Here is a 13764-nt window from a genome sequence, read left to right on the forward strand (position 1 = left end):
TACTATAGCATTGAAAGCGCACAAAAAAAGGCCAGCGAATGCTGGCCTTGATTAGTTTTAAAGCAAATTATATTAAAGTGCTTTGAAAATTGCCTCGACGCTTTCTTTCGCATCACCGAACAGCATTGAGGTGTTTTCTTTAAAGAACAGTGGGTTCTGTACACCTGCGTAACCCGTATTCATTGAACGCTTGAATACGACTACGTTTTGCGCGTTCCAAACTTCTAGTACAGGCATGCCTGCAATTGGGCTGTTTGGATCTTCAAGAGCTGCTGGGTTAACCGTGTCGTTTGCACCGATAACAAGAACGGTATCTGTTTCTGGGAAGTCATCGTTGATTTCGTCCATTTCTAGCACGATATCGTAAGGCACTTTTGCTTCCGCTAGCAGTACGTTCATGTGACCAGGTAGACGGCCCGCTACTGGGTGAATACCGAAGCGAACTTCAATACCTTGCGCGCGTAGCTTCTCAGTAATCTCATGCACTGGGTATTGCGCTTGAGCTACGGCCATGCCGTATCCCGGAGTGATGATCACTGATTTCGAATTCTTCAGCATTTCTGCTACTTCTTCTGGTGACGTTTCGCGATGTTCGCCCTGCTCTTCATCACTTGAAATCACAACTTCTTGACCGAAGCCGCCAGCGATAACGCTGATGAACGAGCGGTTCATTGCTTTACACATGATGTAAGAAAGGATCGCACCAGAAGAACCTACCAATGCACCTGTCACGATCAATAGGTCGTTTGCAAGCATGAAACCTGCTGCAGCTGCCGCCCAACCTGAGTATGAGTTCAGCATTGAAACCACAACCGGCATATCTGCACCACCGATAGACGCTACCAAGTGGTAACCGAATGCAAAAGCAATCAGCGTCATTACGATCAGTGCGAACATGCTGCCGTCCGCTTTCACGAAGTAAATCATAAGAAGCGTAGAAACGACGATCGCCGCAAGGTTCATTTTGTGTTTGTGAGGCAAGTTAAGTGGCGAAGAAGAGATCGTGCCGCGTAGCTTACCGAAAGCAACGACTGAACCAGTGAAGGTTACCGCACCAATGAACACACCAAGGAATACTTCCACTAGGTGAATTACGTGTTCAGCGTGCATACCAGCGAGGTCTGTTGAAACAGGTGCTGGTGGCTCTAGGTAACTGTTGTAACCTACCAATACCGCTGCCATACCTACAAAGCTATGTAGGATCGCAACCAGTTCTGGCATTTGAGTCATTTCTACTTTCTTCGCGTAGTGGATACCGATGCTACCACCGATGACCATCGCGATGATGACCCAAACAAAACCTTCCGCATTCGGGCTAAAGATTGTCGCAATAAGCGCAATCGCCATACCCGCAATACCGTAGTAGTTACCGTTTCTTGCCGATTCTTGTTTAGAAAGTCCCGCGAGACTTAAGATGAAAAATAGCGCAGCAATGATGTATGCCGCTTGTACTAATCCTGCAGACATTGGTCACTCCTATTATTTATCTTTGCGGAACATTTCGAGCATACGTTTGGTTACGGTAAAGCCACCAAAGATGTTAATGCTCGCAATGAGTACAGCAATGAATGATAGGAAGGTAACGACACCATTACCCTGACCAATTTGCAGCAGTGCACCTACTACGATGATGCCTGAAATCGCGTTGGTTACAGACATAAGCGGTGTGTGCAGTGCATGTGTTACGTTCCAAACTACGTAGTAACCTACTACACACGCCAGTACGAATACGGTGAAATGAGATAGGAATGCAGCCGGAGCAACAGAGGCAACCCAAGCAAAGGCACCTAAACCAACAGCTAGAGCACCAAATTTCTTCAGTGGTGACGTAGGTTCTTCAACTTTAGGTTGAGGTTTAACTGGTTCTTGCGGTTTGGCTTGCGGCTGTGCTGAAACCTGAATTGGTGGCGCAGGCCATGTCACTTCGCCTTCTTTTACTACTGTTACGCCACGAAGCACAACGTCTTCGAAGTCGATATTGATGTTGCCATCTTTCTCTTTGCAAAGCAGTTTAAGAAGGTTTACAAGGTTGGTTGCGTAAAGCTGAGAAGATTGCGTTGGCAGACGACCTACCATGTCAGTGTAACCAACGATTTTCACGCCGTTAGCCGTGGTAATAACTTGATCTTTTACTGTGTATTCGCAGTTACCACCGTTTGCAGCTGCAAGGTCAACGATCACGCTGCCCGCTTTCATGCTATCAACCATTTCTTTGGTGATAAGTGTTGGTGCTGGTCTGCCAGGAATCAGTGCAGTTGTGATGATGATATCAACATCTTTCGCTTGCTCAGCGTAAAGCTCAGCTGCTTTCTTGTTGAATTCATCCGACATTTCTTTCGCGTAGCCGTCACCTGAACCTGAATCTTCTTTGAAGTCTACGGTTAGGAACTCTGCGCCCATCGATTCAACTTGCTCTTTTACTTCAGGACGAACGTCAAAAGAACGAACGATAGCACCAAGGCTACCTGCTGCACCAATAGCAGCAAGACCTGCTACACCTGCACCTGCAACCAATACTTTCGCAGGCGGTACTTTACCAGCAGCGGTGATTTGACCTGTGAAGAATCGACCGAATTCATGAGCGGCTTCAACCACTGCGCGGTAACCGGCAATGTTCGCCATAGAAGAGAGTGCGTCTAATGCTTGAGCACGAGAAATACGAGGAACCGCATCCATTGCGAGAACGTTGATGTTCTTGCTAGAGAGTTGTTCCATTAACTCTGCATTTTGAGCAGGCCAGATGAAGCTCACTAATGTTGCGCCATCTTGCAGTAATGCGATTTCGTCGATGCCTTTTTCTTCATCTACGAGTGGCGCATTGACTTTAAGGATTAAGCCTGATGTCCATACTTCTTCACTAGATACAATTTTCGCCCCAGCAGCTTCATAAGCGGCATCATCGAAACTGGCTAGCACCCCCGCTTGTGATTCGATTGCGACATCGAACCCCAACTTAATTAACTGCTCAACCGACTTTGGTGATGCAGCTACTCGCGATTCACCCACGAGTATTTCTCTAGGTACACCGATTTGCAAAACGCATACTCCTTGTATACATATCAATAAATTAGTCCCAAAACAGAGCGTCGCTCTACTCTAATTCTTTTTTATTTCTATCTGTTTACTACGCAAGATAAATACAAACGAATGATGGTGTTTGGGGTCACCCATTTGCACAGTCACTTCTTGACTAACAGTCCTGTTATTATTCTGTTTTTATCTAACGTCAATCGTGACTTCAAGTGTTTTGTAATAAAAATACTAAATTTCATTACATATAACGCCACGTAATGAATGATTCTCCACTTCGCGCTGAAAAATAACAACGATTTGCATCACTAAGCAGAGGTCTAACCAGACGTCTGCTAACTGCTTGTTTTACAGATATTTAAGCCTAAAAAAGAAAGAGAGCCATCAGCATATACACTAATGGCTCTCTTTAAGATGATTCGAATAAAGTTGCAGTGATTTCTTAATCGAAGATCTTTTCACCCATTTGGTCGATAAACATCTGCGATTTTTTTAGCATCAGTTCGTTGGCATCTTGCTCTGAACCTAGCAAATCTGAACGGATAAACCGGTGTGACTTCACTTCTCCGTCGAAATCTTTTTCGATACGCCCTGCGATGCGGTACTGGCCACCTTCTGAAAGGCTTTCTTGGTAAATTAAGTAGCCTTTGTATTCTACTGGTTCAACGGTTTTTACTTCGGCAGCTTTGTCACTGCCACCAAACAAGCGCGAAAAGAATCCCACGGTTCCTCCTTGGGTATGCCCACTCTCTTATAGGTCGTGTTCTATACAGTGGTGAGCATCAATTACTTTATGTTGACGTTGAGGATCGGTTTCTCAAACCAATCCAGTTCTTTGTCTTCATCATAACTGGTATGCGACAAAATTACAGGCACATCATTGTTACGATTTTTGCGTCTGTCTTCCTGAATCATCACTGCTGCGTTCTCAACCGCCACATCGACACTTTGTTTGAATTGAGCCAGTTTACGCTCTGGAAGTGCAGACAAAAAATCGATGTCATGACGAATGTATACTGGCTTAAGTTGAATGAGCGCTAAACATGCAATATCGGCCAATTGTTCATTGTCGAACTGCTCCACGTACTGCTCTGAGGCAAGCACCTGCCCAACCAGTGTTTCCATGTAATTGTGTACGTCTGAACTGATCTGCATCGATTTTTCTCCTTTGTTCAACACTTTGAAAGTATAGCAGTCGGGACTAACGTGCAACTCGTTGATTGCTCTTAATTTAATCAACCTCTCTCTTTTTGTAAGCGTTCGCTGTAAAACACTTGGAAAATTCCCAAATACACGTATTCTTGTTAGTTTTGAAAGTTACAGAATTTATACTGTTTGCACACGGTATTAATTGAATGCTTAATGTAACTCACTAGATATATTCAACTATTTTCAGGTAATTTGCAGTAGATGGTTTCATCTTTAATGACCTCCCCAGGCTTTCGATTCCTATTCCCAATCTTGTTGTTGGGCGTAGTCAGTTTGGGTATGGATAACATCATTCAGATGACACAATCTAACTGGGGAATTGCTGCGAATTTGCCGTACATTTTGCTCGGCTGTGCGTTGTTGATGTGTTATTCATTCAAGCAAGGTCGAGAGTCCATGGTCTGTATCGCCATGCTCTTTGCCTACTTTGTGATTCAACATCGTCTTCAAGTCCCTCTTCAAACCGGAACTGCGCTTTTAGAGCTCACCATACTAGCGAGCTTGTTACCCGTTTCATTTCTCGCGGTATTCATCTTTAATAAAGAAGGTTTTGATTCAAGAGCGACGTTGACTTACGTGTTCATGCTGATCATGTTCGTATTTTGGTCCTACGTGACTTTGACGTATTACGTCGAAGGTGGATTTGACGAATGGACTAACGGTATCTTGTTTATCGTGCCGACTCTCTCTAAGTTACCACTCGTCTTGGTGTTGTATTGCATTGGCATCGTGTGTTTCCTGGGTATCTTGGTCTTAAAGAAAAACAAGATCATTCATGCCATGACCTACTCTGCTATGGTGCTTGCATCAGCAACGTTTATCTTCTTTGACGTTCAGTATATTTCGAGCACGATGTTTACGCTGACAGGTCTTTTGATCATCATCTACTCTACTTCGGCTAGTCATCAATTGGCTTTTACCGACAGTTTGACTCTGATTCCAAGCCGCCGTGCGTTGGATCTTGAGCTTAAACACATGGGACGTAAATTTACTATTGCGATGCTAGACGTTGACCACTTTAAAAAGTTCAACGATACCTATGGCCATGACACAGGCGATGACGTGTTAAAGATGGTTGCATCACGCCTAATGAAGACGCAAGGTGGAGCGAAAGTTTACCGCTTTGGTGGCGAGGAGTTCACCATTGTGTTCAAAGGCAAATATACAGAAGACTGCGAAGCACATTTAGAAGAAGTTCGTGAATTGATTGCGCAGTATGAAATGATTCTTCGTGACCAAGACTCCCGCCCTGACGACAACAAACAAGGTCGTAAAAAACGCGGTAGCGCAGATTCGAAGAAGAAAACGGTGTCAGTTACGGCAAGCTTCGGTGTAGCAGACAGCCGCAGTGCACGTAACCCTGCTGATGTTATTAAGCTTGCGGATGAAGCTTTGTATAAAGCCAAAAAAGCGGGCAGAAACTGTGTGAAGTACTGCCACGCTTAACGCTTATCAAAACTACTCTTGATTAAAGAACAACACTAGACTGCCACCTTTTAGTGCGCTGCCATAGTTAATAGTCAGCCCCAGACCGACGTTATCGATCCAATCAGACTTAAAAGGTGGTGTCATCAGCCAACCTACACTCGCTTCATAATAATGCGACGTGTTCATCGGTTTGCTCGTGTCACCACCCACATCGACTCGGTTAAAGCTGGTATAAACGGACTGGACTGTCCGGCCTACCATGGTAAAGTCATAGAATAACTTTACACCGTTGACCCAATACCAGCCTTCTGGGTTGCCTACATCCCCATTGTTTCCATCTCCCCAACCCGTTCCGTAAAAATAGTGAGGCGACGACCAAACGTACCATTTTCCCCAACTCTCGCTTTCTGAGTACTTAAGTTCCGCATTCACTTCACCAACAAGCGACCAAGCGTCTGTGTTGAGGAAAACGCCTTCAATGTATGGTTTAAGGTTGTCGAGCGCGTCACTTCGGTAGTCATATTCATTGCGGTAGTACATGAGATGTGCACCAGCCGCAGTGCTGAGTGTAAGATGATTGGTCAGTCTACGTTGGCGCTCAACTTCGGTGTATGCACCAAGAATAAGGTCTTTGTTTCTGTCTGGTTTTTTATCGTCATTTACAGTGACGTCTTGATCAACCCCCAAAGCATAAAGTCTTCCTTTTAAATTGTATTGGGTTGAAGATTGGTCGTCGTCGGTAAGAGATAAATGATAAGGAAGTGTAGACAATGCGATCTGCTTTCTCAGATCGACAGAATCTTGAGTACCGATGTCTTCATTGTCTATGTTCAAATATTTATTTGGATCAAAATCGTGAAACCCTAAAGTGAAAACATCACTATCAGATAACACAATCGCGGTCGCAAAGTTACGTTCAAACTCTTTTTGCAAGGTTTGTTGAACAGGATTAGCATGAGCTGCTATTGAAATAAGTGACATTGTCACTAACGCATATTTCATCTTATCCTTTTGATTTAACTTGCATTTACCACCGTGTACGTGTTTCTTCCAAGCGATTTGGACGTATATAGCGCCCTATCTGCTGTCGCGTACAATTCGGCGACATTATCCTTACCTGTAGGCTGAAATGCAAACACCCCCTGTGACACTGTCACCCTATTTGCGACGCTTGAATACGCATGAGGATAATCTAGGAAGTACATCGCTTCTTGTACACGCTCAGCTTCTTTTTCGGCGGTCTGCGCATCTGTACTATTAAGCAAGATGACAAACTCTTCCCCTCCATAACGCCCCACATATTCACCAGAACGACAGAAGGTTGCTTTTAACTGATTCGCGATGGCTTGTAGACAGCGATCCCCCTCTATGTGGCCGTAGTTATCGTTAAACGGCTTAAAGAAGTCGACATCAAGAAGAATTAACGCCATCGGCATGTGGTGACGACCGTGCCATGCAATCATGGTTTCGAGCTTCTGATCAATATAACGGCGGTTATAGAGTTTAGTCAGTCCATCCTCGTTTGCTTGCTGTTGCAAACGTGAATTCATCTCTTCGAGTTGTGCGGTGGCTTGCTTTAATTCACGACGCATGTGCGCAATTCGCTGCATTGCCATTAACTTAGAGTTGAGAACAAGCTTATCAACAGGCTTAATCAAATAGTCATCGCCGCCCGCCTCGATTGCTTTCGCGATCATTTCTGGCTCTTCGTGACTGCTTAAGAATATAATTGGAATCCAGTCAGGAAATGTTTCTCTGATATGAAGTGAGACTTCGAAGCCGTTCATGTCCGGCATCGCAATATCCAGCAGCACGAGTTCAGGGTCGAAACTCTCATACGTATTGAGGGCTTCCATCCCGCTGCCAACGGCTTTAACAATGTGACCTTGTTGTTTTAATCGGATTGCCAACTGCATTCGGTCTAGCTGAACGTCATCAACTAAGAGAATGCGCATCGATGTCCCTGTCGGTTGCATAGCGCGTTCCATTCTTTTTATCAGTCTTTATTAAACATATATCATACACACGAGGTTGTTGCATTACGCGACAAATTTAGTGCTATATTTTTTTGTTGAACGGTCACGTAATCAAATAGTTCTTATGGTAGCTATTTGACGCATTTGGTATTAATATTCCCGCCTTTTGTAACTAGAGACACTTTAATCTGGTTACATTACGCACTACAAATTACGTGCGCTCTTATGTACTAACAGGACTCATGATGTCAGAAGCAACTAACAACGAAAGCAAAAAAATCGATCTAGAAGCTATTTCTCCAGAACTACGTAAAGTTATCGAATTTGATGAAGTTCCAGAGCAAATGTTCGAGATGGTTACCTCTATCCATGAAGTGTCTGAAGAAGCTGTTCGTGCATCTTGGGATGAAATGCCAGGAAGTGCACAAAACATTCTAGACAACTTCGAGCAGTTCCACGCTCTAGTTTCTGTTGGCCAAGCTTTTGCTGGTCTAAATGTAATGGAAGAATTCCCGACTCTTAACCTGCCAGAAAACATGACAGATGAAGATAAAGAAGACTACCGTGCTCAACTGCTAGACAATGTTCTACACAACTGTGTAAAAGACATGGTTAAGCAACTTAAGAAAGCACGTCGTGACCCTCTTCTTAAGCGTGAATTCAAAGAAGTTTTCGCGAAGTAATTCCGACACTTTCTTTAATAATAAAGGCCGCACCCTGCGGCCTTTTGTGTATCTACGGTTTAGAAACTTAATGATGCGCCAAAGCAATATCGCGTTGCGTGACACTTACACCTTTGACTTGAGCATAAACCTCATCACCGACTTTCAAGTTTAAGTCATCCAATGCCCACGGTGTTATCGTCGCCCATAAGTGGCAATCTTCATCAAGCTTTAACGAGACTGTGATACTTTGCTTATCTTCGCCAGTAGAGAGCGCTTCTATTGACACCACCGTTGCTGGTAGTACGTTTCGAATCGATGTTGAGACTGGCTTCTCTAGCGCGATGGAAACGTCGTTTGCACGCACTTGCAGTCGGATTGGCGTATCCGGCTCCCCATCCACTTTTTGAACCCACAGACAAGCGCTTGGGGCGAGTTTCACGCACGTTAACGCGTATTTCTCGTGGTGTGTCGCGATCTTGCCTTCAAACAAGCTACTGTGGTCTGAGAATGATTGCCAAGGACGCATAGCATGAGATGCCCACACCTCTTCTAATTTACCTGACGTCATGATTCTGCCTTTATCAAGAATCGACAGGTGCTGCGCTAAACGTAGGATCTCTTGCAAGCTATGGGTAACGTAGACGATAGGAATATTGACTTGCTCCGACAGCTCTTCCAAAAATGGCATAACTTCACGCTTACGTGGCATATCCAACGACGCTAACGGCTCATCCATCAATAATAGATTTGGCTTTGATAGCAAGGCTCGTGCAATGGCGACACGCTGCTTTTCACCGCCGGATAACGAGATTGGAAAGCGTTTAAGTAGAGGCTTAATCGCGAGCAATTCTGTCACTTTATCGAAGTAATCATCGTCTTTGTCCACTACACCGTAGAGCAAGTTACCTTTCACGGAGTAATGCGGGAACAAGCGCGAGTCTTGAAATACATAACCGATTTTGCGTTTGTGCGTGGGTAAATTAATACCGGCATCACTATCGAAAAGGACATGTTCACCAATCGAGACTTGACCTTGCTTTGGCGTCACCAACCCGCTGATAACGTTGATTAGTGTGGTCTTTCCGGCACCAGAACGGCCAAATAACGCACTTATTCCGTTACCCGGTAACGATAAGGCGATATCAAAATCAGTTTCACCAAGTGATTGTTTAAATTGAACTTTAATGCTCATCGCTTAGCTCCCAAACGTGAAGCTGTTTTGCGATTTAACCATTCTGAAATCATTAACGTCGACAGAGCCAAGATAATAGAAATGATGCATAAGCGTGCGGCTTCCATCTCTGCTCCAGGTGTTTCTATGAAGTTGTACATCGCTAAAGGAATGGTTTGTGTCTCTTCGGGAATGTTTGAGACAAAACTGATCGTTGCACCAAACTCTCCTAAGCTGCGAGCAAAGGACAGCATAGTGCCGGTAATGATACCGGGTATCGTTAAAGGTAGCGTAATCGTTAGGAAGACTTTTAAAGGTGACGCGCCTAACGTTGACGCGGCGTGTTCGAGTTTAGGATCGACATTATCTAAGCTAAGACGAACGGAACGCACCATTAGAGGCAAGGCTACAACGATACAAGCGATAACTGCGCCCTTCCAATTGAAACTGAACACGAGACCAAAGTGTTCAAAAAGCCAATTACCTAAAACGCCTTGGCGACCTAGTGAGATCAGCAGTAGATAGCCGATCACGACTGGCGGTAAAACCAATGGCAAATGAATGAGGCTGTCGAGAATGGATTTGCCGATAAACTCTTTTCGTGAAAGCAACCAAGCAAGAGCGACGCCTAATGGAATAAGCCAAACGACGGCATACGCGCCAACTTTTAAGCTTAACATTAAGGCTTGGTATTCAAGTTCTGTCACTCTGTGCCCTTTTTATTGAAAACCGTACTGCGCAAACACTTGTTTGGCATCGTCAGATTTCAAATATTCGAAGAATTGTTCTGATTGCGTCGAGTCTTTAACGATAGCTGCTGGATAGACGATATCAGCGTGGGTGTTATTGGCAAATTCACCGACCACTTTTACTTTATCTGTTAAAAGCGCATCCGTTTTGTAAACCACTCCAAGTGGTGCTTCACCACGTTCAACTAATGCCAAGGCGAGTCGAACATTTTTCGCTGGCGCTACTTGTCGCTCAAGTTGTTTCCAAACACCAAGGTTAGTAAGAGATTCTCGCGCATACATGCCCGCAGGAACCGAGACTGGATTACCAAGTGCAAGGCGATTGCCCTCTAGAGCTTGGCTCCATGCATTGGCGTCTGAAAAGTTAAATGAAGCGACGGTTGAAGCTTTAGGAGCAATAAGAACCAGACTATTACGAACTAGTTCGGTGACATTGTCACTCTTCACCGCTTTTGATTTTACTAAGTAGTTCATCCACTTAGTGTTTGCAGAGATAAACACATCAGCTGGTGCGCCGTTTAGAATTTGGCGAGCAATGGATGAAGACCCGCCGTATACTGGTGTGACTTTTACGTCGTATTGTTGTTCAAATTTTTGCGCGATGTCGTCAATCGCATTGGTCATTGACGAAGCCGCATAGACTTTTAAATCGGTCGTTGCGTTTGCTGCTGATGAAACGCTCAGTATTGCCGCTAGGCAAGCATGAATCTTCCATGCTTTCATAAAAACACTCCAGTGCTAGACAGGCAGAAAAAGATATTGTGGAACAACGTGCCCACTTTTATTTATGCTTCAAACAGTTAAAAACTGGATTTATTTGAACAGAAAGTCAAGATTCATATGTTGTTCTATCGCATCCGCAATGCGATTAATGCCCTGTTCTTTTAACTCTTCAAAGTCTTGTTGTTTGATTTGAGTGCCGTTTACCCACTCAGACACCAAGCTCAGCACATCTGCCTCATCGAAGAACCCGTGTAGGTAGGTTCCCATAATTTGGCCACATTCACTCAGTGCTCCTTCTGCCTCGCCAGAATTTAACTTTAGAGGTTGTGCGCCCTGTACTTCACTTCTTCCTACATGGATTTCATAACCCTTCACTTTGGCTGTTTTGCCGTTTAGGAATAAATCTGCTTGTGAATGAGTAAGCTGTTTACTGTCGGTTAGAGTTGTTGTGATGTCTAACAAACCAAGACCTTCACTACGGCCAGGTTGGCTCTCTACACCATTTGGATCATCAATTACGTTGCCAAGCATCTGGTAACCACCACAGATGCCAATGACTTTGCCGCCCAGACGGATGTGGCGTTGAATGTCTTTATCCCAGCCTTGGCTACGTAGATAATCCAAATCGTCTCGGACTGACTTAGTGCCCGGTAGGATCACAAGATCGGCTTTATCGATCTTTTCGCCTTTACCGACGTAGCGAAGATTAATGTCTGGATTTAGGCGCAATACATCAAAATCGGTATGATTACTGATGCGCGTTAATACTGGTACCACAACATTGAGCTTCACTTGTGAAGACAGCTCTTGCTGCGCCGTAATGGCATCTTCCGCTTCGAGGTTTAATCCGTGAAGATACGGCAATACACCGAGTACAGGCTTGCCCGTTTTCTCTTCTAGCCAATCAAGACCAGATTCAAGCAAGCTGATGTCGCCACGGAAGCGATTTATAACGAAGCCTTTAACGCGAGCTTGTTCAGATTCGGATAGTAACGCCAGCGTTCCATACAGATGGGCAAACACACCACCACGATCGATATCCGCAATAATTATGACCGGTACGTCGGCTTCTTCTGCGAAGCCCATGTTTGCGATGTCATTTTCTCTTAAGTTGATTTCCGCAGGACTACCAGCGCCTTCAATCATCACGGATTCGAATTCATCTGTTAGCTTTGCGAATGAATCCAGCACCGTTCCCATTGCCACTTTCTTGTAATCATGAAAGCCGACAGCGTCCATATTCGACAACGCTTTGCCTTGTAAGATGATCTGAGCACCGGTATCACTGTTAGGCTTAATCAGCACAGGATTCATGTGAACCGTAGGCTCAACGTTGCAAGCTTGTGCCTGAACCGCTTGAGCACGCCCAATCTCACCGCCATCTTTGGTTACTGCACTGTTTAACGCCATATTCTGTGGCTTGAATGGGGCAACCTTTATCCCTTTGCGGGCTAATACCCGGCATAAACCTGCCACAAGGACGCTTTTTCCGGCATCTGAAGTTGTGCCTTGAACCATTAATGAAGGGATTGGTGATTTCATGAACGTTTAATAAGAGAAAAAAGAAGGTGAACAATCATAACGTTATCTCAGTATAGGACTCAAGAAAATGAATCGAATATGAATGTTCGAATCAGTAATGGTTCAAATAAGGTTTGTTTTAATAGCACCATCAAAAACGAACACCTATATAGAGAAACCAAATTATGAAAAACACTGTTATCGCTACTATCGCTGCACTTGCTATCGCTCCTACTGTTGCAATGGCTAAAGACCACAACCACGGCCAATCAAGCATTCAATTTAATGGCCCTGTTACCGTTGAGAAAGTCGATGCATTGATTAAAGACTCAAGCATGTTCACTGAGAAAGACGTGGTTGTAGAAGGAAACCTACTTCGTCAAACTCGTGCCGACCAATTTATCTTCAGCGACGGCTCTGGCGAAATCATGGTTGAGCTGGACGACGACATCCACCTAACAACGCCAATTGACCAAACGACAAAAGTACGTCTGTTTGGCGAGTTTGAAGGCGGCAACAAGCCAGAGATTGAAGTAGAACACCTTGTTGTTATGTAATTTTGCCTTTTCGCCGCTCAATTGGGCGGCAAAAAAACGTTTAGAAAAAATCATACGCACTTTGTCCTAGTGCATTAGGTGACGGGAAACGCCTAAGATGATACTTTGTAAATCTTGGTCAGCATTTTGCAGACTTTTTTTTCGTTCGTATTATTTTCTTGCCCGGAGACACCCATGTTAGGTAAAGCTCTAAAGGTTGCTGCCTTTGGTTTGTGCGCTGTTTTGCCGCTATCTGCACATGCAAACAACTTCAACTACAACACGATGGAATTCCGCATGGGTACTAGCCCAGGTACGTTTGGTGGAGAAGTAACAACCTACTTCACCGAAAACACACACTTTGTAGGTCGTGCCGATAGTGAGTTCAGCGGCGACTGGGACATTGCAGGTGGTATTGGTTTTAATGGTCCTGCTGGTCAGTTCGCGGATATCTTCGGCCAAATGTTGGTCCACAACATTAAAAAAGACAATGGTGATGGCGACGAATGGAAAACCGAAGTTAATATTGGCACACGTATTTGGTTTATGCAGAACGTTGAATTACACGGTCGTATTGGCCAGTTGATCGACAATGATGATTCTAAAACCATCTACAACCTTGGTGCTCGCTTCCATTCAACACAACAGCTGTCGTTGGGTGCAGATTTAAAAGACAATGGCACGTATGGTCAACAACTTGTTCTTTCTGCGCGTTTTGCTTATTAACACCAATAAGTAATTGATTGAAAATAAAAA

Annotated in this window: 14 protein-coding genes; 4 read left to right on the forward strand and 10 right to left on the reverse strand. The window is 44.4% G+C overall.

From position 1 onward, the window contains the following. Positions 1-72: 72 nt before the first annotated feature. The 4 genes from pntB to ATB78_RS16595 all read right to left on the reverse strand — a co-directional run bounded on the left by pntB (position 73) and on the right by ATB78_RS16595 (position 4185). Positions 73-1467 (reverse strand): Re/Si-specific NAD(P)(+) transhydrogenase subunit beta, encoded by a 1395-nt coding sequence (gene pntB, locus ATB78_RS16580; protein ID WP_061009278.1) that lies wholly within the window; start codon positions 1465-1467, stop codon positions 73-75. Between the two features lie 12 nt (positions 1468-1479). Further along, complete coding sequence (locus tag ATB78_RS16585; protein WP_061009279.1) at positions 1480-3036, reverse strand: Re/Si-specific NAD(P)(+) transhydrogenase subunit alpha; 1557 nt, start codon at positions 3034-3036, stop codon at positions 1480-1482. Between the two features lie 436 nt (positions 3037-3472). Beyond that, a complete protein-coding gene (locus ATB78_RS16590; RefSeq protein WP_005427008.1) occupies positions 3473-3754 on the reverse strand; it encodes an HlyU family transcriptional regulator in 282 nt (93 codons plus the stop codon). A 62-nt stretch (positions 3755-3816) separates the two neighbouring features. Then, positions 3817-4185, reverse strand: a complete 369-nt coding sequence (locus tag ATB78_RS16595) for a late competence development ComFB family protein (RefSeq protein WP_038896671.1) — start codon at positions 4183-4185, stop codon at positions 3817-3819. 255 nt (positions 4186-4440) lie between these two features. Between ATB78_RS16595 and ATB78_RS16600 the strand changes: the two genes are divergently transcribed. Next, on the forward strand, positions 4441-5685 hold the full coding sequence (locus ATB78_RS16600) for a GGDEF domain-containing protein (RefSeq protein ID WP_009705390.1): 1245 nt from the start codon (positions 4441-4443) through the stop codon (positions 5683-5685). A 12-nt stretch (positions 5686-5697) separates the two neighbouring features. Here ATB78_RS16600 and ATB78_RS16605 read toward each other — a convergent pair whose 3' ends face one another. Both ATB78_RS16605 and ATB78_RS16610 read right to left on the reverse strand, forming a co-directional pair. Next, positions 5698-6669 (reverse strand): Solitary outer membrane autotransporter beta-barrel domain, encoded by a 972-nt coding sequence (locus ATB78_RS16605; RefSeq protein ID WP_061009281.1) that lies wholly within the window; start codon positions 6667-6669, stop codon positions 5698-5700. Positions 6670-6683: 14 nt separating this feature from the next. Then, positions 6684-7643: a diguanylate cyclase gene (locus tag ATB78_RS16610; RefSeq protein ID WP_020196882.1), complete on the reverse strand. Its 960-nt coding sequence runs from the start codon at positions 7641-7643 to the stop codon at positions 6684-6686. Between the two features lie 245 nt (positions 7644-7888). Here ATB78_RS16610 and ATB78_RS16615 point away from each other — a divergent pair, with 245 nt between their 5' ends. Further along, positions 7889-8326, forward strand: a complete 438-nt coding sequence (locus tag ATB78_RS16615) for a DUF3069 domain-containing protein (RefSeq protein ID WP_005435194.1) — start codon at positions 7889-7891, stop codon at positions 8324-8326. Positions 8327-8393: 67 nt separating this feature from the next. Here the strand turns inward: ATB78_RS16615 and modC are convergent, their stop codons facing one another. The 4 genes from modC to ATB78_RS16635 form a co-directional block, all read right to left on the reverse strand. After that, the gene (gene modC / locus ATB78_RS16620) at positions 8394-9500 is read right to left on the reverse strand and encodes a molybdenum ABC transporter ATP-binding protein ModC (RefSeq protein WP_061009283.1); all 1107 of its coding nucleotides are present in this window, start codon (positions 9498-9500) and stop codon (positions 8394-8396) included. Then, complete coding sequence (modB, locus tag ATB78_RS16625) at positions 9497-10186, reverse strand: molybdate ABC transporter permease subunit (protein WP_081096612.1); 690 nt, start codon at positions 10184-10186, stop codon at positions 9497-9499. Before modB ends, modC begins: the two co-directional genes overlap by 4 nt. Positions 10187-10198: 12 nt before the next feature. Further along, positions 10199-10951: a molybdate ABC transporter substrate-binding protein gene (gene modA, locus ATB78_RS16630; RefSeq protein WP_005435200.1), complete on the reverse strand. Its 753-nt coding sequence runs from the start codon at positions 10949-10951 to the stop codon at positions 10199-10201. 90 nt (positions 10952-11041) lie between these two features. After that, on the reverse strand, positions 11042-12493 hold the full coding sequence (locus tag ATB78_RS16635; protein WP_061009285.1) for a cobyric acid synthase: 1452 nt from the start codon (positions 12491-12493) through the stop codon (positions 11042-11044). Positions 12494-12657: 164 nt separating this feature from the next. Here ATB78_RS16635 and ATB78_RS16640 point away from each other — a divergent pair, with 164 nt between their 5' ends. Continuing rightward, positions 12658-13029: a NirD/YgiW/YdeI family stress tolerance protein gene (locus ATB78_RS16640; RefSeq protein WP_061009287.1), complete on the forward strand. Its 372-nt coding sequence runs from the start codon at positions 12658-12660 to the stop codon at positions 13027-13029. 174 nt (positions 13030-13203) lie between these two features. After that, the gene (locus ATB78_RS16645) at positions 13204-13734 is read left to right on the forward strand and encodes a hypothetical protein (RefSeq protein WP_005435209.1); all 531 of its coding nucleotides are present in this window, start codon (positions 13204-13206) and stop codon (positions 13732-13734) included. Positions 13735-13764 lie beyond the last annotated feature (30 nt).

It is taken from the genome of Vibrio sp. CUB2 (assembly GCF_001557945.1).
GTDB classification, from domain to species: Bacteria; Pseudomonadota; Gammaproteobacteria; order Enterobacterales; family Vibrionaceae; genus Vibrio; species Vibrio owensii.